This is a genomic window from Massilia sp. H6 (assembly GCF_024802625.1).
GTDB lineage: Bacteria > Pseudomonadota > Gammaproteobacteria > Burkholderiales > Burkholderiaceae_D > Telluria.
In genome coordinates this window covers 441,191-466,363 of sequence record NZ_CP103371.1, presented here as the reverse complement: position 1 = coordinate 466,363, position 25,173 = coordinate 441,191, and the positions used below count along the sequence as shown (strand labels likewise).

Below are 25,173 nucleotides of genomic sequence, written 5' to 3'. Positions count from 1 at the left end.
CATGAATGGCAAACGCAAATTTACTTGGCCTTCCCTTGGTTGGCCACGGCCGCGACGGCAGCGGCGATGGCGGCCTGGTCGCCCAGGTAATAGCTCTTGATCGGCTTGAGATCGGCATCGAGTTCGTACACCAGCGGCTGGCCGTTTGGAATGTTCAGGCCGACGATATCGGTGTCGCTGATGTTGTCCAGCATCTTGATGATGGCGCGCAGGCTGTTGCCGTGGGCCGAGACCAGGATGTTCTTGCCAGCACGGATTGCAGGCGCGATTTCCTCGTTCCAGCAAGGCATGACGCGCGCCACGGTGTCTTTCAGGCATTCGGTCAAGGGAATCTGCGCCTTGTCCAGGCCGGCATAGCGCGGGTCGTGGAACGAGGTGCGCTCGTCGTCGGCAGCCAGGGCCGGGGGCGGGGTGTCGTAGCTGCGGCGCCAGACCAGCACCTGCTCGTCGCCGTATTTCGCTGCCGTTTCAGCCTTGTCCAGACCCTGCAGGGCGCCATAGTGGCGCTCGTTCAGGCGCCAGTCGTTCTTGACCGGCAAATACATCGCGTCCATCTCGTCCATGGCCAGCCACAGGGTACGGATGGCGCGCTTGAGCACCGAGGTATAGGTCAGGTCGAAGGTGAAGCCAGCGTCGCGCAGCGCGCGGCCAGCGTTCTTGGCCTCTTGGATGCCTTTTTCGGTCAGGTCGACGTCGACCCAGCCGGTGAACCGGTTGGCCAGGTTCCAGGTGGATTCGCCGTGGCGCATGAATACGATTTTGTACATAAGCTCAACTTTAAATGAAGAAAATACTGCGATTGATATCCGGTCGTGCATCTATTTTATAATGCGCCGATTCAGTTCAACCATTGGAAGCCTTGTGAATTTCATTATCGATAATATCTTCGTTGTGGCAATCGCTGTCGTTTCGGGCGCTGCCCTGCTCTGGCCAGCCCTGGCGCCGCGCGGCAAGCGCGCCTCGCCGCTGCAGGCCACGCAGATGATCAACCGTGGCAAGACCGTCGTGCTGGACGTGCGCAGCGCCGACGAATTCGCAGCCGGCCATGTGCGCGACGCAAAAAACATCCCACTGGCAGACTTGGGCAATCGTATCGGCGAACTGGACAAGTCCAAGGGCCGCACCATCATCGTCGTGTGCCAGAACGGCGCGCGCGCCGACAAGGCGGTGCGCCAGCTCCAGGCTGCCGGCTTCGAAGAAGCGCATGCGCTCGAAGGCGGCCTGGCGGCATGGACCGCGGCTGGTTTGCCGGTAACCAAGTAAACAACTTTAGGAAGGAATCACCATGGCTGCACACGTCGTCCTGTACCACACCGCCAGCTGCCCATACTGCGTCCGCGCCGAGCGCCTGCTCGAAGGCAAAGGCGTGACCGAGATCGAACGCATCCGCGTTGACCTGGACCCGGAGCAACGCCAGATCATGATGCAGCGCACCGGCCGCCGCACCGTGCCGCAAATCTACGTGGGCGATACCCACGTGGGCGGCTTCGACGACCTGTATGCGCTCGACCAGGCCGGCCGGCTCGATGCCATGCTCCAGGGCGCCTGAGTCTGCCTTGAACTTCGTGCGCGCCGCGCCCAGCCCGTATTGACGGGCTTCCGGCTTGCCGCACGAGGGGTATTGCTTCCAAATTGATTTTGATACAATTACCGTCGCGTTTGACCAAAGCACCGTGACGGCGCGTCCGTCCATTCAAACATTCACGAAAGCGTTCCATGTCCGACGAAAACCTGCAACCAGTCTTCCAAATCCAACGCGTCTATCTGAAAGACATGTCGCTGGAGCAACCGAATTCCCCGGCAATCTTCCTTGAGCAGGAAGCTCCGACCATCGAAGTGTCGCTCGACGTCGGTGCCGACAGCCTGGCCGACGGCATCTACGAGTCGACCGTGACCATCACCGTCACCGCCAAGGTCAAGGACAAGGTCGCTTTCCTGGTCGAAGGCAAGCAGGCTGGCATCTTCGAAGCGCGCAACATCCCTGCTGACCAGATGGATCCGCTGCTGGGAATCGGTTGCCCGAACATCGTCTACCCATATCTGCGCGCCAACATCGCCGACGTGATCAGCCGCGCTGGCTTCCCGCCGGTACACCTGGCCGAGATCAACTTCGAAGCCTTTTACCAGCAGCGCCAGCAGGCAATGACCGAAGCTGCCGCAGCACCGGCGCAGTAAGCCACTCTTCGCGGGCGCCGCAGTCTGGTGCCCGCCTGCCTTCCGGCCCCCCTACGGTGGTCGTCCCCGGTTACACTGCGGTTCCGTTCCTTTCCCAGGCCCGCCATGTTCCCATTTTGCCGCCTTGCATGCGTGCTCGTCCTGGCAGCACCGTCAGCGCTCGCGGCCGAATTTCGCAGCGTCGGCCCGGCCCCGGTGATCCTGTACGACACCCCCACTACCAGGGGCGTCAAGCTGTACATCGCCCCGCGCGCCATGCCGCTGCAGGTAGTGCTCAGCTATGGCGACTGGGTCAAGGTACGCGACGTGAGTGGCGAACTGGCCTGGACCGAAGCGACCGGCCTGCGGGCCCGCCGCAACGTGCTCGTCAGCACGCCCGGGGCCAGGGTATTTGCCGCGCCGGACGAATCTGCAGCTGTGCTCATGACTGCCGACAAGGGCGTCGTACTCGAACTGGTCGACCCGACCGCATCGACCTGGGTGCGCGTGCGCCATCGCGATGGCATCATGGGCTTCGTGCGCCCGTCCGACGTCTGGGGCCTGTAATGTCGATTGCTTAAAAAACATGCAACAAACAAAAAACATTTCCAAGATTACCGTCCTCGGCGCTGGCGCCTGGGGCACCGCCGTAGCGATTGCGCTGGCGGACCGCCACGACGTTTTGCTGTGGGGACGCAACCCAGAACAGATGGCCGAGACCGCTGCCGCGCGCGAGAACCTGCATTACCTGCCGGGCTTTGCGCTGCCTGCCAGCCTGCGCGTCGGCGCCGATCTCGAAGCCGCGCTGGCGCATGTCATCGATGCCCACGAAGACGAAGCGCCGCTGCTGATCCTGGCCTGCCCGGTGGCCGGCCTGCGCCCGCTGCTGCAACAATTGAAGGGCCGCGCGATTCCCAACGTCGTGTGGCTGTGCAAGGGCTTCGAAGCCGGCACCGGCCTGCTGCCGCACCAGGTCGTGCTCGAAATACTGGGCGAGACGGTACCCGGCGCGGCGCTGTCCGGGCCATCGTTTGCCCAAGAAGTCGCGCGCGCCCTGCCCTGCGCGCTGAGCGTGGCGTCGACCTCGGGCGCGCTGCGCGAGCGCGTGGTTGCCGCAGCCCACGGCAACAACCTGCGGGTCTATGCCTGCGACGACATCGTCGGCGTGGAAGTCGGCGGCGCAGTGAAAAACGTGATGGCGATCGCCACCGGCGCGGCCGACGGACTGGGGCTGGGCCTGAACGCGCGTGCGGCCTTGATCACGCGTGGACTGGCCGAGATCACCCGCCTGGGCGTAACCCTGGGCGCCCAACCCGGCACCTTCATGGGTTTGAGCGGCATGGGTGACCTGATCCTGACTTGCACGGGCGATTTGTCGCGCAACCGGCGCGTCGGGCTGGCGCTGGCGCAAGGCAAGCAGCTCGATACCATCGTGGCCGAACTCGGGCATGTCGCGGAAGGCGTTCCCTGCGCCAAGTCGGTGCGCGCGCTGGCGCAGCGGCTGGGCGTGGACATGCCGATCACCGACGCCGTGGCGGCGGTACTGTTCGAAGGGGTAGCGGCAACCGAGATGGCGCAGCAGTTGCTGGCACGCGATCCGAGGGATGAGGTAGCGTAAAGCGATGGCGCTGCGCATTGCACGCCAGCGCCACACCCGCTAATGCCGGTGCCGGTGCCGGTGCCGGCCGGAACCTAGGCTGGACCGGTGGAATCGGGTCTGGCGGCCCTGGCTTCGCTGGCCGCCCCACCCGAGCGCCCCTGTCCCAGCAAAATGGTCATCAAGGCCACCGCATCCTGGTTTGCCCGGATCGCATGCGGCTCTCCGCCCGCCAGGTAGACCATCTCGTTGGGCTGCAGGATGGTGGTGCGGCCATGCGCGTCAACCGCAATTTCGCCCTCGAGGCAGACCAGCGTCATTTCGCCCTCCAACCGGTGCTCAGGCATCGGCTTTTCTTTCGGCAGCACCAAGCGGATCAATTCCAGGTGATCGGTCTTGATCAGTGCAATCGAGGTGAAATGGGCGATGTCGGTGTCGTCGCGCTGCAAGGCAATACGTTCGCCCGAAACTGCATGTTGCAAGGCCATAGTCGCCCTCCGTAATGAATGTATGAACAGGGTGTTATTGCGGCTCGTCGTGCTGTTGCGGCACCGTGCGCAGCCAGCTGACCAGCGCGAATGCGTCCTTCATGCCGCTGGCCAGTTGCGGCACCAGTAGCTCGGGTGCGTTCAGCAGCAGCGGCACCTCGACCCAGACGAAAAAGCTCTTGAGCTTCAGGTATTCGACCAGGGGATGATTCGGATCGACACCTTTTGGAGGACGCTGCAGCTTGTCTTCTTGCTGCAAGTCGCCATAGGTCGTCCGTAGATGCTTATTCTTCAACATTTTGGTGAAGCCTGGCGCATCGTTGACGAGATGCTCGCGGATCGCCTTCAAGCGTGGCGCCGGCGGCAGGTATTCGCCGGCCCCAAACAGCAAATTGCCATTGGGCTCGATGTGGAAATAATAGGTCGGACCACCGGCCGCGCTCGGGCGGCGCTTGTCGAGCGGTGCGATGCCAGCCGAGAAATGGGTTTTATAGGGCCGCTTGTCCTTGGCAAAGCGCACGTCGCGGTGAATGCGGAACATCGCCTTCTTGGGGTCGCAGCCGGCCACCTGCTTGTCGAAGCTGCCCAGTTCGCGGATCAGCTCGGTGACGACGTCGAGGAATTCCGCGCGCAGGATGTCGTAGCGCGGCTTGTTCATGATGAACCAGGGGCGGTTGTTGTTTTCGCTGAGCTCGCTTAAAAATTGCGTCAGGTCGCGCAGGTGCATGCGGGTTCCAAAAAATAAAGTTACTGGGGCGGGCGTGGGCGCGTGCCGACGGTAACGTCGAGCGTGGCCTCGCGGTTCTTGCGCAGGATACGGAGTTGCGCCTGTTCTCCCGGCTCGAGCTGAGCGATCAGGTTGAGCATCTCGCGGGTATTGGCCACCGGCTTTGCGCCGACGGCAACCAGGATGTCGCCCGGCTGCACCCCGGCGCGGTGGGCCGGGCCGCCGCGCACCACCCCGGCGATGATGGTGCCGCTCTCGCGGCCCAGGCTGAAACTGCGGGCCAGTTCGGGCGTGATGTCCTGGGATTCGACGCCGATCCAGCCGCGCACCACCGTGCCGTGCTGGACGATCGAGTCAAGCACGGTCTTTGCCGTGTTGACAGGAATGGCAAACCCGATGCCAACCGAGCCGCCGGTCTGCGAATAAATCGCCGAATTAATCCCGAGCAGCTGGCCATTGGTATCGACCAGCGCCCCGCCGGAGTTGCCGAAATTGATCGCGGCATCGGTCTGGATGAAGTTTTCAAAGTGGTTGATGTGCAGGTTGTTGCGCCCGAGCGCAGAAATGATGCCCAGCGTGACCGTCTGGCCAACCCCGAACGGGTTGCCGATGGCCAGCACCACGTCGCCAACGCGCGCCCGCTCGGGGTCGCCCAGCACCATCACCGGCAGGTCGCGCGCCGAGATGCGGATCACGGCCAGGTCGGTCTCAGGGTCGGTGCCGACGATGCGCGCCGCGATCTTGCGCCCATCGGCCAGTCCGACTTCGATGGCATCGGCGCCTTCGACCACGTGGTTATTGGTCAGGATATAGCCATCGCCACTGACGATCACGCCCGAGCCGAGACTGGCCAGCTGCTCCTCGGGCGGCAGGCGGTCGCCGAAGAAACGCCGGAATAACGGGTCTTTCATCAGCGGATGGGTCTCGCGCGACGCCTTGCTGGTGAGGATATTGACGACCGCCGGCATGGCGCGTCCGGCGGCATCGCGGTAGCTGCCGCTGGCCGGCAGGGGCGGCCCCTGCAGGACTGGCACGGCCTTGCCCGCGGTGCCGATTGTCACTTGCGTGGGGGCGCGTTCGAGCCATTCGGGACGCATCGCGGCCACCACGACATAAATGGCCAGCGCGACCGTGACTGTCTGGGCAAATAGCAGCCACAGCCGCCTGACGGGGCGGACTGGCTGGATGGGAGTGAGGTTGCCGTCTTTCACTTTGTCAACGCGTCACGAATTTCGCGCAGGAGCCGGATTTCTTCAGCCTCGGCCACGGTGGGGGGGACGACCGGCTTGCGCAGGCGGTTCACCATGCGCACCATCTGAAAGATGACAAACGCCAGCAGGATAAAGTTCAGGAGGATGGTCAAGAAATTGCCGTAAGCGAGCACGGCGCCGGCTTTCTGCGCCTCGAGCAGTGGCAAACTTGTGCCCTGGCCGTTCAGGGGCACATAATAATTGGCGAAATCGAGGCCACCCAACAACGCTCCGATCGGCGGCATAATGATGTCCTTGACCAGAGAATCGACAATCCGCCCGAACGCGCCGCCAATGATCACGCCGACGGCAAGATCGACGACGTTGCCTCGCGTTACGAACTTTTTAAACTCTTCCACCATGCTCATGCCAGCCCTTTCGTTACTATTGAGGCAATGGTGTTCATCATACCGCAAGCCTTGGGGCAGCTACGCACGCCCTCGCACGACAGCAAAACCGCTTCAGATTTCAAGCTTGTTGTGTCCGGTTGATAATTATTTTCCAATCGTTATTGCCGTTCACATATAATTTTGTGTTGCTGAAAGCTCTTTACTTGATTCTTAAAGTTCGTATTTTCACGGAGTGGGGTTGGTATGAGTAACGAAAAACAGGTCGATTCAGGCCGACGCGGGCTGCTCGTCGCTACATGCGCGGCAGGCGGCGTCGTTGGAGTATCCACGGCGGGCGTCCTCGTCAGTACCTTCCAGCCGTCCGAGCGTGCGAAAGCCGCCGGTGCTCCGGTCGAGGTCGATATCGCGGACGTCAAGCCGGGGGAAATGAAGGTCGTCGAATGGCGCGGCAAGCCGGTATGGATCCTGCGCCGCACGCCCGAAATGATGGCCACCCTCGAGAAAGATACGGGCGAGCTGGCCGACCCGCACTCCGAGAAGGAGTACCAGCTGCCGACGCCGGAATACGCCAAGAACCCTTTCCGCGCGCGTACCGAACACAAGGAAGTGCTGGTCACGGTTGGGATCTGCTCCCACCTTGGCTGCTCGCCGTCGTCGCGCCTGGCCTCCGGCCCCCAGCCGAACCTGCCCGACGACTGGCCGGGCGGCTTCCTGTGCCCTTGCCACGGCTCGACCTTCGACCTGTCCGCGCGCGTGTTCAAGAACAAGCCGGCGCCGACCAATATGGACGTCCCACCGTACATGTACCTGTCCGATACGCGCATGGTGATCGGCAAAGACGAGAAAGGCGAGGCGTAACATGGCAGGCGCATTCAAAGAAACGAAGCTCCCGGACACCGCACCGGCCGGCCAGAAGGCCCTGGCCTGGGTTGACGACCGGTTCCCGCTGTCGAAGCTGTGGAACGACCAGTGGGGCAAGTACTACGCTCCGAAAAATTTCAACTTCTGGTACATCTTCGGCTCGCTGGCGATGCTGGTGCTGGTGCTGCAGATCGTTACCGGCATCTTCCTGACCATGCACTACAAGCCGGACGCCAACCTGGCCTTCGGTTCGGTCGAATACATCATGCGCGAAGTGCCGTGGGGCTGGCTGGTGCGCTACATGCACTCGACCGGCGCCTCGATGTTCTTCATCGTGGTCTACCTGCACATGGCACGCGGCCTGATGTATGGCTCTTACCGCAAGCCGCGCGAACTGATCTGGATTTTTGGCTTTGCGATCTTCTTGTGCCTGATGGCCGAGGCCTTCTTTGGCTACCTGCTGCCATGGGGCCAGATGTCGTACTGGGGCGCACAAGTGATCGTCAACCTGTTCGGCGCGATCCCGCTGATCGGCCCTGACCTGTCGCTCTGGATCCGCGGCGACTATGTCGTCTCCGACGCCACCCTGAACCGCTTCTTCGCCTTCCACGTCATCGCGCTGCCGCTGGTGATCCTGGGCCTGGTCGCCGCCCACCTGATCGCGCTGCACGAAGTCGGTTCGAACAACCCGGACGGCATCGACATCAAGGACAACATCGGTCCGGATGGCCATCCGGTCGATGCGATCCCGTCGCACCCGTACTATTCGACCAAGGACTTCTTCGGCGTGTCGGTATTCCTGCTGATTTTCTCGGCAATCGTGTTCTTTGCGCCCGAGATGGGCGGCTACTTCCTGGAATACAACAACTTCCTGCCGGCCGATTCGATGAAAACCCCGGCGCACATCGCGCCGACCTGGTACTTCACGCCGTTCTACTCGGTACTGCGCGCCACCACCGCCGACTTCATGTACGTGATGATGGCCGCCGTCGCCGCCTACGTCGTGTTTATCTGGCTCAAGTCGCGCCTGGCCTTCCGCACCAAGCTGATCGTCGCTGCGATCGGCCTGGTGCTGGTGATCGGCATGCTGCCACAGGTGCTGGATGCGAAATTCTGGGGCGTGGTGCTGTTCGGTTCGTCGGTGATGATTATTGCCCTGCTGCCATGGCTCGACCATTCGCCGGTGCGCTCGATCCGCTACCGTCCTGACTGGCACAAGTACGTGTACATCGTCTTCGGGCTGTGCTTCGTGATCCTTGGCTACCTCGGTACCCAGCTGCCGACCACCGCCTACACGCTGATCTCGCAAGTGGCGACCCTGCTGTACTTTGCGTTCTTCCTGTTGATGCCGTGGTGGAGCACGATGGGCCGGTTCAAGCCGGTGCCAACGCGCGTGACCTTCACGCCCCACTGACCGAAGAACGAGAGCCCAAGGACATCACATGAAATTGTTTGCGAAGAAACTTATCGCAGTCCTGGCGCTGGTGCCAGGACTGGCATTCGCCGCCGCAGGCGGCTTCCCGCTCGAGTCGGCGCCCGAGCGGGCCGACATGTCGTCGCTGCAAAACGGCGCCAAGCTGTTCGTCAACTACTGCCTGAACTGCCACTCGGCATCGAGCATGCGCTATAACCGCCTGCGCGACATTGGTCTGACCGAAGAGCAGATCAAGACCAACCTGTTGTTCACACAAGACAAGGTCGGCGGCATGATGACGACGGCCATGCGCCCGGACGACGCCAAGGCGTGGTTCGGCGCGGTGCCGCCCGACTTGTCGGTGATTGCACGCGCCAAGTCGTCGCCGGCCGGTACCGGCGCCGACTACCTGTACACCTACCTGCGCACTTTCTACGCCGACAGCGAGCGCCCGACCGGCTGGAATAACATGGTCTTGCCGAACGTGGCGATGCCGCATGCCATGTGGCAGTTGCAGGGCATTCGCAGCGCCAAGTTCGAGGACGTCAACGACCCGCACGAGCCGGGCAAGAAGATCCACAAGTTCGTGGGCTTCGAGCAGGTCACGCCAGGCACGATGAACCAGCAGGAATTCGACACCGCGACGGCCGACCTGGTTGCCTATCTCAGCTGGATGGCTGAGCCAGCGCAAGACACACGCAAGAAGTTGGGCGTTATTGTGTTGTTATTCCTGTCCGTTTTCGCATTCCTGGCCTGGCGCCTGAACGAATCGTACTGGAAAGACGTCAAGTAAATTCGCTTTCATTGCCCGGTTGGCTATAATACGGGCAATCATTTTTCGGGGTGAGTCGCTAGGCGCTTCACCCCTTTGTTTCTTAAGGAACTATAAACCATGATGGTTCTCTACTCCGGCACCACGTGCCCGTTCTCCCAACGCTGCCGCCTGGTCCTGTTCGAAAAGGGCATGGACTTCGAGGTGCGCGACGTCGACCTGTTCAACAAGCCTGAAGACATCTCGACCATGAATCCGTATGGCCAGGTGCCGATCCTGGTCGAGCGCGAACTGATCCTGTACGAATCGAACATCATCAACGAGTACATCGACGAGCGCTTCCCGCATCCGCAACTGATGCCGGCCGACCCGCTCATGCGCGCCCGTGCCCGCCTGATGCTGTTCAATTTTGAAAAAGAACTGTTCGTCCACGTGCACGTGCTGGAAAGCGAGCGCAACAAGACGAACGACAAGAGCCACGACAAGGCCCGCACCGAAATCCGCGACCGCCTGACCACGCTGGCGCCACTGTTCCTGAAGAACAAGTACATGCTCGGCGACGAGTTCTCGATGCTGGACGTGGCGATCGCCCCGCTGCTGTGGCGCCTGGACCATTACGGCATCGAGCTGTCGAAGACCGCGGCCCCGCTGATGAAATACGCCGAACGCATTTTCTCGCGTCCAGCCTATATCGAAGCGCTGACCCCGTCCGAGAAAGTCATGCGCCGTTAAATCGACGCGTTGATGCAGGTGACGCGGTCCATCTCCGTCACCTGCATCGCCGATCCGGTACACGCCAGTTTCGGACGCTCGTCGAGCCAATCCAGTAGACTGGCGTGGACTAACAGTATTGCTATCCACCAGAGCCAATGTCAGACATCTCCACCAAGCCCTACCTGCTGCGCGCCATCTACGAATGGTGCACGGACAGCGGCTTCACCCCCTATCTCGCAGTCAAGGTCGATGCCGCCACAACGGTGCCGATGGAATTCGTGCGCAAGGGCGAGATCGTCCTGAACATCAGCTACGGCGCCACCTCGGGCCTGAAGATGGACAACGACGCGATCCACTTCCGCGCCCGTTTCGGCGGCGTGTCGCGCGAGCTCTACATTCCGGTGCAAAACGTGCTGGCAATCTATGCCAACGAAAACGGCCAGGGCATGGCCTTCGAGGTGGACACGACGGCCTCCGAGGCACCAGCCGCAGCCGCAGCTGATGCAGCGCCTGCCGCACCAGGACTGTCGGCGGTGCCGGACAGTCAGCAGGCGCAAGCCCCTGCCGACTCGGCGGCGTCGCCAAACGACAACGACGAACCACCCAAGAAGGGCGGACGTCCGACCTTAACACGGATCAAATAAGGTATAATCCTTGCCGTAAAGATCACGCCGGCTTAGCTCATTTGGTAGAGCAGTTGATTTGTAATCATCAGGTGGCCAGTTCGAAACCGGCAGCCGGCACCAGTAATCAAGCAAAAAGCCCAGCCACGATAGCTGGGCTTTTTTGCTTTCTATGCTCAGCTCAGCCTTGTAGAGGCTGCCAGGGAGCCCCTGTCTCTATGTGGACCAGCCCATTGCGTTCCGGCTGACGCGCGTACAGCGCCTGTGCCAGTGCGTTGAGTACGTAGTCAATCCGCATCAAGCCGCTGAGTTGCCAGCCGACGATTGCCGGGCGGAGACGTTGATGACGAAGGCGACGTAGACAATACCCTGCCTAGTCGAGACGTACGTGAAGTCGGAGACCCGCAACTAGTTCAGTCGCTGGGCCTTAAGCTGGCGGTTGATGCAGTCGAGTCGGCATGGCGCCTTCGGATCGGCCACAGTTGTACGCGCGACCTTGCCTCGCATAAGGCCACGCAGCCCGGATTTGCGCATCAGGCGCACCACTGTGCGGCGGGCCACGTCAGTTCCCTCACGCTGCAGTTGGCGCCAAACCATGTCGGCCCCGTAGACCTGCAGGTTCGCCTACCAGACCCGCTCGATGTCGACGTTCAGCACGTCGCCGCGCTGGACGCGGGCACAGCGCGGTGACAGGTTGCGTTGAGGCGCATCGTGGTGCCAGTAGCCCGACGGGCACTTTTCACAAAAAACGCCTGGAAAATTCCATTTGGAAAGTAATTGATACCAATCATCACTGGCCTCCCGGGGAAGTTTCAAAATGAAAATACTCGCCCCTGAACCACCAGGAACCGAGGCACATAAGACATGCCAACTGGTCATCGAGAAAGAACTGGCGCGGCGAATAGCCATTATTCACAATCGCGGTGGAGGCGGCACTTCGGCAAACATCAGCGTAACCCCCATATGTGCGGGACTACGTATGCGAATTCATCAGCACGGCTGGTCGCGGGGACTGGCGTTCGCTGCGCTGTTCCGTCGATTTGGGGGATACAAGAGGCCTCCAAATACGAACACTAAGTCTGAGGTGACCACGATGAAGCATATCCCAGCGCTGATTGTAGCCATTGGACTGGCGATATCGACGCCCGCCCGCGTGAATGCCGCCGCATCGCAGAAAATCGACCTGCGGCCCGATGCGCCAACATGCAGAATGCCAAAAGCAAAACTGCCAAAACTAGGCGCCGATTTCGAGAACGACATACCAACTGAGATCAAGGCCGATTTCAATGGCGATAGCTGGTGCGATTATGCACTGGGAGTACCCTATCCGCTTAACTCCAATATGAAGGGATACTACCTTAACGAACTGATGGCCTTGGGACAGGCCCACGGATGGAAGCCTGTTTTAAACAGAAAGAAAGGTTGGGAATTGTGGAAAATGGGACTGGAAGAAAACACGTGGCCGGGATTTCAAGTCGACCTGACCGATATTCGATTAGTATTTTCGAAGCGGCAGGGCCCACCGTTTGTCCTGGGGCTGTACGCGGGAGGCTCTAACGACGGGAAACGTAACATGGGCAATGACTGCTACCAGTACAGCTCCGTGTACCGCTGGGATGCTACGATTGGCGCCTTCAAGAAAAGCGACAATTCCACGCGCGATGCGGTGTTGGATTATTTTTACTCTGTGATTGAAAAGCCGTGCAACGCGCGGAAGTAGCTCAACCTTTATGAGCCATTCTTTGCTGCTCGTCGTCGTCGTTGTTTTGACGATGCCGAGGTTCGCGTACCTGCATGCGGAGCAACTGCCAGTCATTGAGCTGCGCCCCGACACTCCTCATTGCAGGATGCCAAAAGCAAAACTGCCCAAGCTCGGCGTTGATTTCGCGTACGACATACCGACAGTGATCTATGCTGATTTCAACGGCGATGGGTGGTGCGATTACGCATTGGGCGTCCCTTACCCCATCAATTCCAAGATGAATTTTTATGACCTGAACCAATTGATGGCGCTCGGACAGGCCAGCGGCTGGAAGCCAGTTTTCAACGGAAAAAAGGGCTGGGAGCTAGAGGAAAAAGGGTATGAGCACGAGACTTGGCCGAGATTCCGCGTCGATCTGACCGATATCCGTCTAGTGTTTCCGAAGCAGCACGGCGCGCCCTTTGTTTTGGGGCTGTATGCGGGATATCCTGACGAAGGGAAACGCAATCGGGGTAAGGGCTGCCACCAATACCAATCAGTACATCGCTGGGACACTGCGGTTGGCACCTTCAAGAAGAGCGACAATGCCATGCGCGATGCGGTGTTGGATTATTTTTACTCTGTGATTGAAAAGCCGTGCAACGCGCGGAAATAGCTCAACCTTGGCGGTCTCAAGAATCAACTGCATCACCAGGGTTAATGGAAAGCGTCGAGCTGTAATTGCAAGCGCGCCATATGCTCGGTAGACATCGAGCGGCGTTTTCAAGCCAAGCGTTTCGTGTGGCCGGGTGTTGAGCGAGGGAGCAATGGCGTCGAGCTCATCCTGGCAGTAGATCGACAAGTCCGAGCCCTTGGGCATGTGTTGCCGCAGCAAGCCGTTGGTGTTTTCGTTGGAGCCGCGCTGCCACGGACTGTGCGGGTCGGAAAATTAGATATCTGTACGCCAGTACGCTTGGTGAGGATTTTGTAGCCGTTCATCTCGCGGCCCTGGTCGTACGTCATTGATTTGCGCAGCGCCGCCGACTGCCGGTTGAGAACGGCAGAAAAGCTGTCGACAACCGAGCGCGTGCCGGCATTGTCGATCTTAGCCAGCGCCACGAATCGGGTCGTACGTTCGACCAGAGTACCGACCGGGGAGCGGTTGCCTTCGCCCTTGATCAGGTCGCCTTCTCGGTTGTCAACGGCGATTGAAAGCTGATACAGATTTCGTCTTCCCAGCGATTTAAAACTGATACACCGCGCTCCCCCTCATTATTCCGGCCTGTCGCTGGTGCTTCAGCCGGTAGCTTTCCCCTGCAATCGGCCGGCAGCAGTAAAATCTAGCAGAAATACGATTGAGCGACGCGTTCCAGTTTTCCCACCGTCGATGGCAGCATTGCTCGCGACTGTCATCCGGCTGACCTGACAGACGAGCGCCCCCTGCCAGCCTTCGTCACCGCGCTCACCGTTGCAGCCGGCTTCCCGTGTCGCGCAGCAGTGAGCTGTTGTTTCTTTACCTGACCGCCGGCGCCCAGGTAGGCTGCTAAAAAACTGGTAAATTTCATATACCGTTGCGAGGGATAGTGATTTTTCTGTCCCGGCCCTTTTGGCAGTGCGGCCCAGGTTCGCGCGGCTTTGGGCATGGCCGCCGCAATCTCCCCTTCCTTGATCGCTGCGATGACACCAAGGCTGTGCAGGATTTCCACCGCGATCAAATCCTGTGTCCTCGGCGAAAAATCGCACAGCCCCAGCTTGCCTCCATGATGCTCCCAGGTCGGGCGCGTGATCTGGTACATACCGGCAGCGGTGCTCTTGCCGTCGATCCCGGGTCCGGGATGCGTCGACATGTCGGTAAAACGCCATCGGTCATTGCGGCGTCCCTTAACGGCGCCGTATTTGAAGTCATAGCCGCCTCCTTCGGCTGCAGCAATCGCCTGGAGAAATGCGGCTACGTTGGGATGCAATAGATCTTCGGCGTTGCGATCGACGCGCTCCTGGCACAAGCGGGTGGACTGGTCTTCCAGATTGCTGGTTTGTTCGACCGACATGGTTCCTCCTTCGAGACAGTGAGGGAGCGCAGTGCTTGCTTGGTAAAACTGTCGCCGAAATGCCGCTCCTGGGCCCATCTTAGAAGGTGCTATCTGCAAACACTTGCGCAATTACAAAGCCGCAGGCCAAACCACGCGCATCGTGGAGATAACACAAACCGCATGCGGCCGAGCAATGCAGCTCTCAGGAAATACTTGCATGTCAACCGGTGAGAACTGTGCCAAAATTCAAGGCTCCACGATTTGTTTTGACCCTGATTTCACCCGATGCTATAGTCGGCCAACGCCGATGGTAACGTTTCCAAAATACCGAAAATAATGGCGAAGAACGGAGACACGATGTCCTTAGTACGCATCCTGGCGCCAGCCTGCGCATGGTTGTGCGCTTGCGCCCTGACGCCAGCTGCGCTCGCTGCTCCGGCACGCGCGGCGTCGATGCCTGTTGCGCCCAAGGCCGAGGTCATTCACTGGTGGACGTCGGGTGGCGAGGCCGCCGCCGTCAAGCTGGTGGCGCAAGCCTACCGCGACGCCGGCGGCATCTGGATCGATACCGCCATCGCCGGCGGCGACCAGGCGCGCTCCGTGACCATCAACCGCATCGTCGGCGGCAATCCGCCGACCGCTGCCCAGTTCAACACGTCCAAGCAGTTTCTCGACGTGATCGAAGCGGGCATGCTCAATAACGTCGACCGCGTCGCGCGCGCGCAGAACTGGGACCAGCTGATGCCCGCGCCGATCATCGATGTCATCAAGGTCGACGGCCACTACTACGCGGCGCCGCTGAACATCCACATGCAGACCTGGTTCTGGTATTCGAAGGCCGCGTTCAAGAAGGCCGGCATCGCCACGGAGCCGAGCAGCATGGCAGAACTCTTCGCCGCCTTCGACAAGCTCAAGGCGGCCGGTATCATCCCCCTCGCCCATGGCGGCCAGTCATGGCAAGAGACGGTGCTGTTCTCCGCCGTTCTCGCCAACGTGGGCGGCAAGGAGCTGTACCTGAAGGCGATGCGCGACCGCGACCAGGCAACGTTGCTCTCGCCCGCCTTTCGCCAGGTGCTGCTGACCTTCAAGCGCATGAAGGCCTACGTGGATGCCGGCGCACCGGGCCGCAACTGGAACGATGCCACTGCCATGGTCATCAGTGGCAAGGCGGGCGTGCAGGTCATGGGCGACTGGGCCAAGGGCGAATTTGCCAACGCGCGTCAGGTCGCAGGCCAGCACTATGGCTGCATGGCGGGCCTGGGCCCGAATACGCCCTACCTGCTCCAGGGCGACGTCTTCGTATTTCCGCGCACCGACGACCCTCACGCCGTCAAGGCGCAGCAGCTGTTGGCCGACGTCGTGTCGCAGCCGGAGCTGCAGCTCAGTTTCAGCAAGCTGAAAGGCTCGATCCCGATCCGCCCCGACGTCAGCACGGCCGAGCTGGACCTGTGCGCGCAAAAAGGCGTTGAGATCATGAAAGACCGCTCGCGCCATGCCGGCGTCACCGAGGTGTACCTGACCCCTGACCAGAATGGCGCGATGCAAGACGTGCTGACCACCTACTGGAACACCAATATGCCGGCCGCGAAGGCCCAGAAGAGCATCGCCAACGCGCTCAAGTACTGACATGTTCTCCCGCCCAGCCATCAAGCTCGCTCCCCACATCGCCTTGCTGCCAATGGCGCTGACGGTGCTGGTCGCCTATATCGGGGCGGCGCTGTGGACGTTCCGCACCTCGCTCACCAGTTCGCGCACCTTCCCGTCCGATAACTTCATCGGCTTTGCCCAGTACGTGCGCCTGTTCGACAACGAACGCTGGATGCTCTCGCTGAACAACCTGGCCGTGTATGGCGGGCTGTTCATCGTTGCCTGCATGGTGCTGGGCTTTTTGCTGGCCGCGTTCATCGACCAGAACATTACGGGCGAAGGTTTTCTTCGCACCGTGTTCCTGTATCCGTACGCGATGTCCTTCATCGCCACGGGATTGGTGTGGCAATGGATGCTGGCGCCCGGCGCCGGAATCGAAAGCGCTGTGCGCCAGATGGGGTTTCCCGGCTTTACCTTCGACTGGCTGGTCGACCAGGAGATGGTCATCTATACGGTCGTGATCGCCGCCGTCTGGCAGGCCTCGGGCCTGGTGATGGCGCTGATGCTGGCCGGCCTGCGTGGAGTCGATCCAGAAATCTACAAGGCGGCGCGGCTGGACGGCATTCCCGCCTGGCGCGTCTACCTGTCGATCGTGCTGCCGATGCTGGGGCCGACCATCGCCACCGTATTCCTGCTGCTGAGCACCGCCGTCGTCAAGCTCTACGACGCGGTGGTGGCAATGACCGGCGGCGGACCTGGCACGGCCAGCGAAGTGCCGGCCAAGTTCATCATGGACCACCTGTTCCTGCGCTCGAACATCGGCCTGGCCTCGGCCGGCGCCGTGACACTCCTGGTTCCGGTGCTGGCGCTGCTGGCGCCTTATGCCTACGCGCGCAGCCGAAGGAAGCGGTCTTGAGCACCAGCCTGCAGGCCCCGGCCGTGCGCCACGACGCCGTTCCGGCCGCCCGCCGCCGGCGGCTTTCGCCGGCGCGCATCGGCGTCTACGCCTTCTTGTTTACCGCCGCGTTGTACTTCTTGCTGCCGCTTTATGTCATGGTCGTCACCTCGTTCAAGTCGATGGACGAAATCCGCAGCGGCAGCGTGTTTTCGCTGCCGCTGCTGGCAACTACCGCGCCGTGGCAGACGGCATGGACCAGGGTCAGCGGCGGCTTCTGGAATTCGGTCGCGATCACGGTGCCGAGCACGATCATTCCGATCCTGCTGGGCGCAATCAACGGCTATGCGCTGTCGTTCTGGCGTCCGCGCGGCGCCAACGTGCTGTTCGGCGTGCTGCTGGCTGGCGCCTTCATACCGGTGCAGGTGATGATGTATCCGCTGGTGTGGATGATGGCGCGCGCCGGGGTGTTCGGCACCTTGCCGGCGATCGTGCTGGTCCACGTGATCTTTGGCATGCCGATCATGACGCTGCTGTTCCGGAACTACTATGCGTCGGTGCCGCAGGAGCTGTTCCAGGCGGCGCGCATCGACGGCGGCGGCTTCTGGCGCATCTTTCTGCAGGTGATGCTGCCGATGTCGCTGCCGATCATCGTGGTTGCCGCCATCATGCAAGTTACCGGCGTATGGAACGATTACATCCTCGGCCTGGTGTTCGCGGGCCGCGACAATGCGCCGATGACGGTGCAACTCAATAACGTGATCAATACCACCACCGGCACGCGCCTGTACAACGTCAACATGGCCGCGACCATGCTCACGGCCGCGGTGCCGCTGGCGATCTATTTCATCTCGGGACGCTGGTTCGTGCGCGGTATCGCCGCCGGCGCAGTAAAAGGCTAACCGCATGTCGAACGTCCACCTGCGCAAACTGTGCGTCACCCGGGGCAGCAACGCAATCATTCGCGACCTCAACCTGCAGGTCGAGCCGGGTGAATTTTTGGTGCTGCTCGGGCCGTCCGGCTGCGGCAAGTCTACCTTGTTGCACAGCATCGCCGGCCTGATCGAGCTGGCCGCCGGCTCCATCGAGATCGGCGGAGTCGATATGAGCCATGCCGACCCGAGCGAGCGCGGGATCGGCATGGTGTTCCAGTCGTATGCGCTCTACCCGACCATGACGGTCGAAAAGAACATGTCATTCGGCCTGCGCATCTCTGGCGTGCCTAAGGCCGAGATCAGGCGCCGCGTCCAGCGCACTGCCGAATTGCTGCAGCTCGAGTCCTTGCTCGAGCGCAAGCCGGCGCAACTGTCCGGGGGCCAGCGCCAGCGCGTGGCGATCGGGCGCGCGCTGGTGCGCGAAGCGGGGGTCTATCTGTTCGACGAGCCGCTGTCGAACCTCGATGCCAAGCTGCGTGCCGAGCTGCGCCGCGAGCTCAAGCTCCTGCACGCGGCGCTGGGCTCGACCATGATCTACGTGACCCATGACCAGGCCGAGGCGATGACGCTGGCGACCCGCATCGTGGTCATGCAGGGCGGCCAGATCCAGCAGATCGGCACGCCGTGCGAAGTGTACCAGCGCCCGGCCAACCGCTTCGTGGCCGGCTTCCTCGGTTCGCCATCGATGAATTTCGTCGACGGCCAGCTCGGCGCCGGACGCTTCCAGGCTGCTACGCTGGCGCTCGCACTGCCCTTCCACCACGCTGCGCCGGACGGCGCGGTGACGCTGGCGGTGCGCCCCGAAGACATCCAGATTGCCGACGACGGCCCCTTGCAGGCATCGGTAACGCTGGTCGAACCGATGGGAAACCATCAGGTGGTGTGGCTCGACTGCAGTGGACAAGCCTTGTCGGCCATCGTGCACGATCCACGCCCGCTGGCAAGCGGGCAAGCGGTGCGATTTTCGATCGACGCCGCCCGCGTGTCGCTGTTCGACCCGCGCACCGGAACGCGCCTGTGAAGACCGCTGCCAGTCCAGGCTGAATACAGTATGCTTCAGTGTTTTTCGAATAACCCAGTGAGCAAGGATCGTCAGTGGCAACCATCAAGGACGTAGCGCGTCTGGCCGGAGTAGGCCTGGGCACCGCCTCGCGCGTGGTCAGCGGCAAGGGCTCGGTTTCCCCGGCCACGCTCGAGCGCGTGCGCAAGGCGATCGACGAACTCGGGTTTCGCCCGTCGCATGCGGCGCGCGCCCTGCTCTCGGGCACCAGCCGCATGATTGGCGTGTACATCCCGGTCTTGAGCGGCACCTTTTATACCCCGATCCTGCAGATCATCGATACCGAGCTGCGCGCCGCCGGCCTGCACATGGTGGTCGCCTTCGGCGTGGGCCTGGGCGACGCGCGCCGCCAGGCGATGGAAGGCATCGAATTCTTGATCGAACGGGGCTGTGATGGCTTGATCATGATGACCAGCGCCCTGACCGATGCCGACCTGGCCACGCTCGGCGCCAGGCAGCGCCTGCTGGTAGCACTGAACCATGCGTTCGAGAGTATCCCCGAGCAGTGCTTCACGGTCGACCACGTGCTGGGCGGGCGGATGGCGGCGCGCGCCCTGCTCGAGCACCGGCACCGCGACATCGCCGTGATTGGCGGCCCGGCCGCGCTGGCCGATAACCTGGCCCGCATCAAAGGCTTCATGGATGAACTCGCACGCGAAGGCGTCGACACCGGCAAGCTGTGGGTGGCTGAAAGCGACTTTTCCCCCGCGGGGGGCTGGGCCGCGGCCAAAGAGCTGGTCGAATCCGGCCGCAACTGCACCGCCCTGTTCTGCGCCAACGACGAGATGGCGGTGGGCGCGCTGTCATATTTCCAGGAGGCCGGCATCAGTGTGCCGCGCGACCTGTCCGTGATCGGCTACGACGACACGCCAAGCGCCGAATTTGCCGCGCCGCGCCTGACGTCGGTGCACATGCCGTGGCGCGAAATGACGCTCAACGGCGTCAATGCCCTGCTCAACCGCTGCTATGACCTGCAGCGCCCGGTCGCGCGCAGCTTCCCGGTCAGCGTCACCGAGCGTGCCTCGCTGGCCACGCTGGCGGGCGCCAAAACAAAGAAAAAATAGCGTGTTTCGCTCCTGGGCCGCCAGTCGGTCCTTTTTTTCGATTGCAATTGGAAAGCTTTCCAAATATCCTTGGCATGACGACTCAATCTTATAACCCGATCATGACAACAGCCGCCAGTCCCGAGCCGAGCGCCCCAGTGCGCAGCGATTTTGCTTCCGACTTCTTGTGGGGCTGTGCCACGTCGTCTTACCAGATCGAAGGCGCCGCGCGCGAAGACGGCCGGGTCGAATCGATCTGGGACCGCTTTGCCGCGACCCCGGGCAAGGTCAAGGATGGCTCGTCTGGCGCCATCGCCTGCGACCACTATCACCGCTGGCCGCAAGACCTCGATATCGGACGCGACATGGGACTCAATGCCTATCGCTTCTCGATCGCCTGGCCGCGCATCTTTACAGGCCCCGGCGGCCAGCCAAACCAGAAAGGGCTGGATTTCTATTCGCGCCTGGTCGATGGCATGCTCGAACGCGGCCTGCAGCCCTGGGCGACCCTGTATCACTGGGACTTGCCGCAATCGCTGCAGGACCAGGGGGGCTGGAACAACCGTGCCACGGTCGATGCCTACCTGGCCTTCGTCGACGCCATGACGCGCTGCCTGGGCGACCGGGTGCAGCATTGGATCACCCACAACGAACCCTGGTGTACCGCGATTATCGGTAATTTCGAAGGCTGGCATGCGCCGGGCCTGACCGACTTCAAGACTGCGCTCCAGGTAGCCCACCACGTGCTGCTCTCGCACGGCAAGGCGGTGCCGCTGATCCGCGCGAACGTCGCCGATGCCCAGGTCGGCATTGCGCTGAGCCTGCATCCGGTGCACGCTGCCAGCGCAATGCCGGAAGACCTCGCCGCAGCCGCGCGCCACGACGGCCTGCGCTACCGCTGGTTCCTCGATCCGCTGTATGGCCGCGGCTATCCGCAGGCAACGCTCGAGGCGATCGGGGATGCCGCACCGGTGGTGTTGCCGGGTGACCTCGATGCCATCGCCGCGCCCACTGATTTTCTCGGTGTGAATTACTACTTTCCCGAGACGGTCCAGGACGATCCTGGCCACGCGCCGCTGTCGGCGCGCGTGCTGCCGCCCGCCCCTGGCACCGACACCACCTTCATGGGCTGGGAAGTGGCGCCGCAGGGCCTGACCGAACTGCTGCTGCGTATCGAACAGGATTACCATCCAGGCCCGATGTACATCACGGAAAACGGCTCCTGCTATGCCGACCAAATCAATGCCGATGGCGAAGTCGACGATGTCGAGCGCCGCCGCTACCTGATGCGCCACCTGCAGGCGCTGGCAACCGCGATCCGCGCAGGCGCGCCGGTGAAGGGCTATTTTGCCTGGAGCCTGCTCGACAACTTCGAATGGGCCGAAGGCTATCTGAAGCGCTTCGGGCTCACGCATATCGACTACGCCACCCAGCAACGGCGCCTGAAAAGCAGCGGCAAGTGGTACCGCGGCTTCTTGCGCGGCGAGTAACCCTCTTCCATCCAACAACAACGAGACAGCTTATGACACCCATGCTTCGCAATCCAGCCATGGCGCTTGCCATCGCCCTGGCCCTGCCTGCCGCCGCCAGCGCCGCTCCCCTGGCCGACTGGCCACGGGTCACCAGCGCCATTGGCAAGGATGCTGCGCTGGAACAGCGCGTCCGGGAAATCGTCAGCCAGATGACGCTGGCGCAGAAAGTCGGGCAGATGACCCAGCCCGAGATCAAGAGCGCCTCGCCGGAAGACGTGAAGCGCTACTACCTCGGCTCGGTGCTCAATGGCGGCGGCAGCTGGCCGAACGGAAACAAGCATGCCAAGGCAGCCGAGTGGCTGGCATTGGCGCAGCGCTACCACGAGGCCTCGATGGCCACCGACATGGCCATCAAGGTGCCGGTCATCTGGGGCACCGATGCGGTCCATGGTCACAACAACGTGTTCGGCGCCACCCTGTTCCCGCATAACATCGGCTTGGGCGCGGCGCGCAATCCCCAGTTGCTCGAGGAAATCGGCGCAGCCACCGCCAAGGCCACGCGTGCCAGCGGCATCGCCTGGGTATTCGGCCCGACGCTGGCAGTGGTGCGCGACGACCGCTGGGGACGCACCTACGAGAGCTATTCGGAAAACCCTGAAATAGTCAAGAGCTACGCCGGCGCCTATGTGCGCGGCATGCAGGGCATGCTCAAGGATGACGCCAATACCATCGCCACCGCCAAGCATTTCATCGGCGACGGCGGCACCGAGTTCGGCAAGGACCGCGGCGTGAACAAGTCGAGCAAGTCGCAGATGATCAACATCCATGGCGCTGGCTATTACCCGGCGCTTGCCGCCGGCGCGCAGACGGTCATGTCGTCGTTCAATTCGTGGAACGATGTCGCCGGCGGCACCAACTACGGCAAGATGCACGGCAACCGCACCATGCTCACCGACGTGCTGAAAACGAAAATGGGCTTCGACGGGTTTGTCGTCACCGACTGGAACGGCCATGGCGAAGTGCCGGGCTGCAGCAACGACAGCTGCCCGGCAGCGATCAATGCCGGCAATGACATGATCATGGTGCCGGACGACTGGAAGGCCTTCATCGCCAACACCATCAAACAGGTGGAAAGCGGCGCCATTCCGATGGCACGCATCGACGACGCGGTCAGCCGCATCATCCGCGTCAAGCTGCGCGCCGGCCTGTTCGACAAGAGCCCGGCCCAGAACGCCTACGCCGGTAAGGACGAAGCCATGCAGCCGCGCGCGCTGGCCCGGCGCGCGGTGCGCGAATCGCTGGTGCTGCTCAAGAACGACAGCCCGGTACTGCCCATCTCGCGCGGCAAGAAAATCCTGGTGGTCGGCAAGAGCGCGGACGACCTGTCGAACCAGAGCGGCGGCTGGTCGATCACCTGGCAAGGCACTGCCAACACCAATGCCGACTTCCCCAATGGCGACACGGTGCTGGCCGGCCTGCGCGAGGCAGCCGGCAAGGACAACGTCCACTTCAGCATCGACGCCAAGGATGTCGACGTGTCGAAGTTCGACGTGGTCGTGGCCGTGATCGGCGAGCGTCCCTACGCCGAAGGCGACGGCGACATCGGGCCCAACGGTACCCTGCGCCACAGCGGCCGCCACCCGGAAGACCTGGCCACCCTGCAGGCGGTCGCCGGCAAGGGCAAGCCAGTCGTGACGGTGTTCGTGGCGGGCCGTCCGCTGTACGTCAATGATTTGCTCAACCTGTCGGATGTCTTCGTGGCGGCCTGGCTGCCGGGCACCGAGGGCAAGGGCGTCTCCGACCTGCTCGTCGCCGGTTCGCAGCCCGTCGATTTCACCGGCAAGCTGCCGTTCTCGTGGCCAAAGTCGGCGTGCCAGACCAACCTGAACGTCGGCGACAAGCACTATGCGCCGCTGTTCGCCTGGGGCTACGGATTGAGCGCGGCGACCCGTTCGACGGTCGGCCAGCTCGATGCCAGCTATCCGGCCGGCGGCTGCGGTGTGAGCAATACCTTCCCCGTGTTCAGCCAGGCCGACCGCGCCAGCTTCCCGATGGCGATCCGCAGCGGTGAGCAGCAACTGGTACTGGGCGCCGACCTCAACACGAGCTTCAGCCTGCCAGGCGTGACGGTGCAAACTTCGCAGGTGAACACCCAGCAGGATGCCAAGCTCATTACCTGGTCGGCGCCCGCCACCGTCGAAACCCGCGGTGCGCGCCCCATGGTACTGCCGCCAGCGGCCGCCAAGCGCGCCGCACTGCGCTTCGACACCATCGTCTCGCAAGCCCCGGCCGGCAAGGTTTCGATGAGCATGGGCGCCGGCACGCTCGACACCACTGCGCTGTTCAAGCGCCTGGCCGGCAAGGGCAAGCAGACCGTCAAGATTCCCCTGATCTGCTTCCAGGCCAAGGGAACCGACCTGAAAAAAGTCGACACGCCGTTCAGCATCACCAGCCAGGCCGGCTTTGCCGCCGCGTTTACCGGCATCGAGATCGCCGGTGGGGCGGCAGCCGACGCCGATGCGGTGCGTTGCAAGGAATTGCGATGAACGGCGAACTGCGCCTGCTGGCCGATATCGGCGGCACCAATGCGCGCTTTGCGCTAGAAGCGCCGGACGGCACGTTTGCCGACATCGAGGTGCTGGCCTGCGCCGACTTTGCAACGCTGGACGAAGCAATGCGCACCTACCTTGGCCAGGCGGCGCAGCGTGGGCTGGCCACGGCCAGCCTGCGTCACGCCGCGATCGCGATTGCCAATCCGGTCGAGGAAGACCGCGTGAGCATGACCAATCACCACTGGAGCTTCTCGATCGAGGCCTTGCGCCAGCAGCAGGGCTTGACCACGCTGCTGGTGGTGAACGACTTCGCGGCGCTGGCGATGTCGCTGCCGCACCTGGCGGCAGATGGCCGCGAACGCATCGGCGGCGGGGTCGAGCTGACCGAGCGTCCGATCGGGCTGATCGGCCCGGGAACCGGCCTTGGCGTCTCGGGCGTGATACCGGCCGGCGGCAAGCGCTGGATCGCGCTGGCGAGCGAAGGCGGCCATGTCAGCTTTGCCCCGGCCAATAAAGAAGAAGTCAGGATCCTGGAAGCGCTGTGGAGCGAATTTGGCCACGTCTCGGCCGAGCGCCTGCTCTCGGGCATGGGACTGGAGCTGATCCATCGGGTGCTCGCCGGCCAGCGGCGCGAGGCCGCCGCCATTACCGGCGCGGCGCTCGATGGCAGCTGCGCCGACTGCCGCCGCACGGTCGATACGTTCTGCGCCATTCTGGGCAGCGTGGCCGGCAACGTGGCGCTGACGCTGGGCGCGACCGGTGGCATGTACATCGGTGGCGGCATCGTGCCGCGCCTGGGAGCGCTGTTTACCGGCTCCAGCTTCCGCGCGCGCTTCGAAGACAAGGGACGCCTGAGCCCTTACCTTGCGCGCATCCCGACTTACCTCATTACCGAGCAGTATCCGGCCTTGCGCGGCGTGTCCGCCATGCTGCCGGAGCGTGCCGCGACCCTGCCATAACAACGGAGA

General features: G+C 62.3%; 26 protein-coding genes, 1 tRNA gene and 1 pseudogene. 21 read left to right on the top strand and 7 right to left on the bottom strand.

Going from position 1 to position 25,173, the window contains the following annotated elements:
• Positions 1–20: 20 nt before the first annotated feature.
• Positions 21–767 carry a 2,3-diphosphoglycerate-dependent phosphoglycerate mutase gene (gene gpmA / locus NRS07_RS02090; protein ID WP_259210755.1) on the bottom strand — a complete coding sequence of 249 codons (747 nt, stop codon included), beginning with the start codon at positions 765–767 and terminating at the stop codon, positions 21–23.
• 94 nt (positions 768–861) lie between these two features.
• Between gpmA and NRS07_RS02085 the strand changes: the two genes are divergently transcribed.
• The 5 genes from NRS07_RS02085 to NRS07_RS02065 all read left to right on the top strand — a co-directional run bounded on the left by NRS07_RS02085 (position 862) and on the right by NRS07_RS02065 (position 3,772).
• Entirely contained in the window at positions 862–1,263 is a 402-nt protein-coding gene (locus tag NRS07_RS02085; protein ID WP_259210754.1) for a rhodanese-like domain-containing protein, read from the top strand.
• Between the two features lie 22 nt (positions 1,264–1,285).
• Positions 1,286–1,549, top strand: coding sequence for a glutaredoxin 3 (grxC, locus tag NRS07_RS02080; protein WP_259210752.1), 264 nt, complete (start codon positions 1,286–1,288; stop codon positions 1,547–1,549).
• A 167-nt stretch (positions 1,550–1,716) separates the two neighbouring features.
• A complete protein-coding gene (gene secB / locus NRS07_RS02075) occupies positions 1,717–2,175 on the top strand; it encodes a protein-export chaperone SecB (protein WP_259210750.1) in 459 nt (152 codons plus the stop codon).
• Positions 2,176–2,280: 105 nt separating this feature from the next.
• Complete coding sequence (locus NRS07_RS02070) at positions 2,281–2,721, top strand: SH3 domain-containing protein (RefSeq protein ID WP_259210748.1); 441 nt, start codon at positions 2,281–2,283, stop codon at positions 2,719–2,721.
• Between the two features lie 19 nt (positions 2,722–2,740).
• Complete coding sequence (locus NRS07_RS02065; protein WP_259210746.1) at positions 2,741–3,772, top strand: NAD(P)H-dependent glycerol-3-phosphate dehydrogenase; 1,032 nt, start codon at positions 2,741–2,743, stop codon at positions 3,770–3,772.
• A 74-nt stretch (positions 3,773–3,846) separates the two neighbouring features.
• On the opposite strand, the gene NRS07_RS02060 is transcribed toward NRS07_RS02065, so the two are convergent.
• The 4 genes from NRS07_RS02060 to mscL are packed head-to-tail and all read right to left on the bottom strand — an operon-like array spanning position 3,847 to position 6,584.
• Complete coding sequence (locus tag NRS07_RS02060) at positions 3,847–4,239, bottom strand: cupin domain-containing protein (RefSeq protein ID WP_259210745.1); 393 nt, start codon at positions 4,237–4,239, stop codon at positions 3,847–3,849.
• Between the two features lie 34 nt (positions 4,240–4,273).
• Entirely contained in the window at positions 4,274–4,966 is a 693-nt protein-coding gene (locus NRS07_RS02055) for a DUF2461 domain-containing protein (RefSeq protein WP_259210743.1), read from the bottom strand.
• A 20-nt stretch (positions 4,967–4,986) separates the two neighbouring features.
• The gene (locus NRS07_RS02050; RefSeq protein ID WP_259210741.1) at positions 4,987–6,177 is read right to left on the bottom strand and encodes a Do family serine endopeptidase; all 1,191 of its coding nucleotides are present in this window, start codon (positions 6,175–6,177) and stop codon (positions 4,987–4,989) included.
• Complete coding sequence (gene mscL / locus NRS07_RS02045) at positions 6,174–6,584, bottom strand: large conductance mechanosensitive channel protein MscL (RefSeq protein WP_259210729.1); 411 nt, start codon at positions 6,582–6,584, stop codon at positions 6,174–6,176. Before mscL ends, NRS07_RS02050 begins: the two co-directional genes overlap by 4 nt.
• Positions 6,585–6,809: 225 nt before the next feature.
• Here mscL and petA point away from each other — a divergent pair, with 225 nt between their 5' ends.
• The 6 genes from petA (at position 6,810) to NRS07_RS02015 (ending at position 11,073) form a co-directional block, all read left to right on the top strand.
• Positions 6,810–7,424, top strand: a complete 615-nt coding sequence (gene petA, locus NRS07_RS02040) for a ubiquinol-cytochrome c reductase iron-sulfur subunit (RefSeq protein WP_259210724.1) — start codon at positions 6,810–6,812, stop codon at positions 7,422–7,424.
• A gap of 1 nt (position 7,425) precedes the next feature.
• Entirely contained in the window at positions 7,426–8,841 is a 1,416-nt protein-coding gene (locus NRS07_RS02035; RefSeq protein ID WP_259210718.1) for a cytochrome b N-terminal domain-containing protein, read from the top strand.
• A gap of 28 nt (positions 8,842–8,869) precedes the next feature.
• Positions 8,870–9,634 carry a cytochrome c1 gene (locus NRS07_RS02030; RefSeq protein ID WP_259210709.1) on the top strand — a complete coding sequence of 255 codons (765 nt, stop codon included), beginning with the start codon at positions 8,870–8,872 and terminating at the stop codon, positions 9,632–9,634.
• Between the two features lie 99 nt (positions 9,635–9,733).
• Positions 9,734–10,345: a glutathione S-transferase N-terminal domain-containing protein gene (locus NRS07_RS02025; protein WP_171085447.1), complete on the top strand. Its 612-nt coding sequence runs from the start codon at positions 9,734–9,736 to the stop codon at positions 10,343–10,345.
• A gap of 137 nt (positions 10,346–10,482) precedes the next feature.
• Positions 10,483–10,971: a ClpXP protease specificity-enhancing factor gene (locus NRS07_RS02020; protein WP_259210706.1), complete on the top strand. Its 489-nt coding sequence runs from the start codon at positions 10,483–10,485 to the stop codon at positions 10,969–10,971.
• Between the two features lie 26 nt (positions 10,972–10,997).
• Positions 10,998–11,073, top strand: a tRNA-Thr gene (locus NRS07_RS02015).
• Positions 11,074–11,129: 56 nt separating this feature from the next.
• Here NRS07_RS02015 and NRS07_RS02010 read toward each other — a convergent pair.
• Positions 11,130–11,682: pseudogene (locus NRS07_RS02010) on the bottom strand (IS3 family transposase); the annotation flags it as partial.
• 361 nt (positions 11,683–12,043) lie between these two features.
• Here NRS07_RS02010 and NRS07_RS02005 point away from each other — a divergent pair.
• Positions 12,044–12,670, top strand: coding sequence for a hypothetical protein (locus NRS07_RS02005; protein ID WP_259210703.1), 627 nt, complete (start codon positions 12,044–12,046; stop codon positions 12,668–12,670).
• A gap of 22 nt (positions 12,671–12,692) precedes the next feature.
• Positions 12,693–13,307 carry a hypothetical protein gene (locus NRS07_RS02000; RefSeq protein WP_259210700.1) on the top strand — a complete coding sequence of 205 codons (615 nt, stop codon included), beginning with the start codon at positions 12,693–12,695 and terminating at the stop codon, positions 13,305–13,307.
• Between the two features lie 733 nt (positions 13,308–14,040).
• On the opposite strand, the gene NRS07_RS01990 is transcribed toward NRS07_RS02000, so the two are convergent.
• Complete coding sequence (locus NRS07_RS01990) at positions 14,041–14,679, bottom strand: paar repeat-containing protein (RefSeq protein WP_259210699.1); 639 nt, start codon at positions 14,677–14,679, stop codon at positions 14,041–14,043.
• Positions 14,680–15,018: 339 nt separating this feature from the next.
• Between NRS07_RS01990 and NRS07_RS01985 the strand changes: the two genes are divergently transcribed.
• From NRS07_RS01985 to NRS07_RS01950, 8 genes are all read left to right on the top strand, one after another.
• Positions 15,019–16,287 (top strand): ABC transporter substrate-binding protein, encoded by a 1,269-nt coding sequence (locus NRS07_RS01985; RefSeq protein WP_373889851.1) that lies wholly within the window; start codon positions 15,019–15,021, stop codon positions 16,285–16,287.
• Between the two features lies 1 nt (position 16,288).
• A complete protein-coding gene (locus NRS07_RS01980; RefSeq protein WP_259210698.1) occupies positions 16,289–17,164 on the top strand; it encodes a carbohydrate ABC transporter permease in 876 nt (291 codons plus the stop codon).
• Positions 17,161–18,045: a carbohydrate ABC transporter permease gene (locus NRS07_RS01975; RefSeq protein WP_259210695.1), complete on the top strand. Its 885-nt coding sequence runs from the start codon at positions 17,161–17,163 to the stop codon at positions 18,043–18,045. Before NRS07_RS01980 ends, NRS07_RS01975 begins: the two co-directional genes overlap by 4 nt.
• Before the next feature lie 4 nt (positions 18,046–18,049).
• Positions 18,050–19,099 (top strand): ABC transporter ATP-binding protein, encoded by a 1,050-nt coding sequence (locus tag NRS07_RS01970; RefSeq protein WP_259210692.1) that lies wholly within the window; start codon positions 18,050–18,052, stop codon positions 19,097–19,099.
• Between the two features lie 74 nt (positions 19,100–19,173).
• Entirely contained in the window at positions 19,174–20,202 is a 1,029-nt protein-coding gene (locus NRS07_RS01965) for a LacI family DNA-binding transcriptional regulator (RefSeq protein WP_259210689.1), read from the top strand.
• Between the two features lie 101 nt (positions 20,203–20,303).
• The gene (locus tag NRS07_RS01960) at positions 20,304–21,671 is read left to right on the top strand and encodes a GH1 family beta-glucosidase (protein WP_259213440.1); all 1,368 of its coding nucleotides are present in this window, start codon (positions 20,304–20,306) and stop codon (positions 21,669–21,671) included.
• Positions 21,672–21,703: 32 nt separating this feature from the next.
• Complete coding sequence (locus tag NRS07_RS01955; RefSeq protein ID WP_259210687.1) at positions 21,704–24,199, top strand: glycoside hydrolase family 3 protein; 2,496 nt, start codon at positions 21,704–21,706, stop codon at positions 24,197–24,199.
• Complete coding sequence (locus NRS07_RS01950; protein WP_259210684.1) at positions 24,196–25,164, top strand: glucokinase; 969 nt, start codon at positions 24,196–24,198, stop codon at positions 25,162–25,164. The genes NRS07_RS01955 and NRS07_RS01950 overlap by 4 nt, the downstream gene beginning before the upstream one ends.
• Positions 25,165–25,173 lie beyond the last annotated feature (9 nt).

Bases quoted from the DNA above. Each gene is read 5' to 3' on its own strand.
- gpmA (WP_259210755.1), bottom strand. From the start codon at position 767: ATGTACAAAATCGTATTCATGCGCCACGGCGAATCCACCTGGAACCTG.
- grxC (WP_259210752.1), top strand. From the start codon at position 1,286: ATGGCTGCACACGTCGTCCTGTACCACACCGCCAGCTGCCCATACTGC.
- secB (WP_259210750.1), top strand. From the start codon at position 1,717: ATGTCCGACGAAAACCTGCAACCAGTCTTCCAAATCCAACGCGTCTAT.
- NRS07_RS02070 (WP_259210748.1), top strand. From the start codon at position 2,281: ATGTTCCCATTTTGCCGCCTTGCATGCGTGCTCGTCCTGGCAGCACCG.
- NRS07_RS02065 (WP_259210746.1), top strand. From the start codon at position 2,741: ATGCAACAAACAAAAAACATTTCCAAGATTACCGTCCTCGGCGCTGGC.
- NRS07_RS02060 (WP_259210745.1), bottom strand. From the start codon at position 4,239: ATGGCCTTGCAACATGCAGTTTCGGGCGAACGTATTGCCTTGCAGCGC.
- NRS07_RS02055 (WP_259210743.1), bottom strand. From the start codon at position 4,966: ATGCACCTGCGCGACCTGACGCAATTTTTAAGCGAGCTCAGCGAAAAC.
- mscL (WP_259210729.1), bottom strand. From the start codon at position 6,584: ATGAGCATGGTGGAAGAGTTTAAAAAGTTCGTAACGCGAGGCAACGTC.
- petA (WP_259210724.1), top strand. From the start codon at position 6,810: ATGAGTAACGAAAAACAGGTCGATTCAGGCCGACGCGGGCTGCTCGTC.
- NRS07_RS02035 (WP_259210718.1), top strand. From the start codon at position 7,426: ATGGCAGGCGCATTCAAAGAAACGAAGCTCCCGGACACCGCACCGGCC.
- NRS07_RS02030 (WP_259210709.1), top strand. From the start codon at position 8,870: ATGAAATTGTTTGCGAAGAAACTTATCGCAGTCCTGGCGCTGGTGCCA.
- NRS07_RS02025 (WP_171085447.1), top strand. From the start codon at position 9,734: ATGATGGTTCTCTACTCCGGCACCACGTGCCCGTTCTCCCAACGCTGC.
- NRS07_RS02020 (WP_259210706.1), top strand. From the start codon at position 10,483: ATGTCAGACATCTCCACCAAGCCCTACCTGCTGCGCGCCATCTACGAA.
- NRS07_RS02005 (WP_259210703.1), top strand. From the start codon at position 12,044: ATGAAGCATATCCCAGCGCTGATTGTAGCCATTGGACTGGCGATATCG.
- NRS07_RS01990 (WP_259210699.1), bottom strand. From the start codon at position 14,679: ATGTCGGTCGAACAAACCAGCAATCTGGAAGACCAGTCCACCCGCTTG.
- NRS07_RS01985 (WP_373889851.1), top strand. From the start codon at position 15,019: ATGTCCTTAGTACGCATCCTGGCGCCAGCCTGCGCATGGTTGTGCGCT.
- NRS07_RS01980 (WP_259210698.1), top strand. From the start codon at position 16,289: ATGTTCTCCCGCCCAGCCATCAAGCTCGCTCCCCACATCGCCTTGCTG.
- NRS07_RS01970 (WP_259210692.1), top strand. From the start codon at position 18,050: ATGTCGAACGTCCACCTGCGCAAACTGTGCGTCACCCGGGGCAGCAAC.
- NRS07_RS01960 (WP_259213440.1), top strand. From the start codon at position 20,304: ATGACAACAGCCGCCAGTCCCGAGCCGAGCGCCCCAGTGCGCAGCGAT.
- NRS07_RS01955 (WP_259210687.1), top strand. From the start codon at position 21,704: ATGACACCCATGCTTCGCAATCCAGCCATGGCGCTTGCCATCGCCCTG.
- NRS07_RS01950 (WP_259210684.1), top strand. From the start codon at position 24,196: ATGAACGGCGAACTGCGCCTGCTGGCCGATATCGGCGGCACCAATGCG.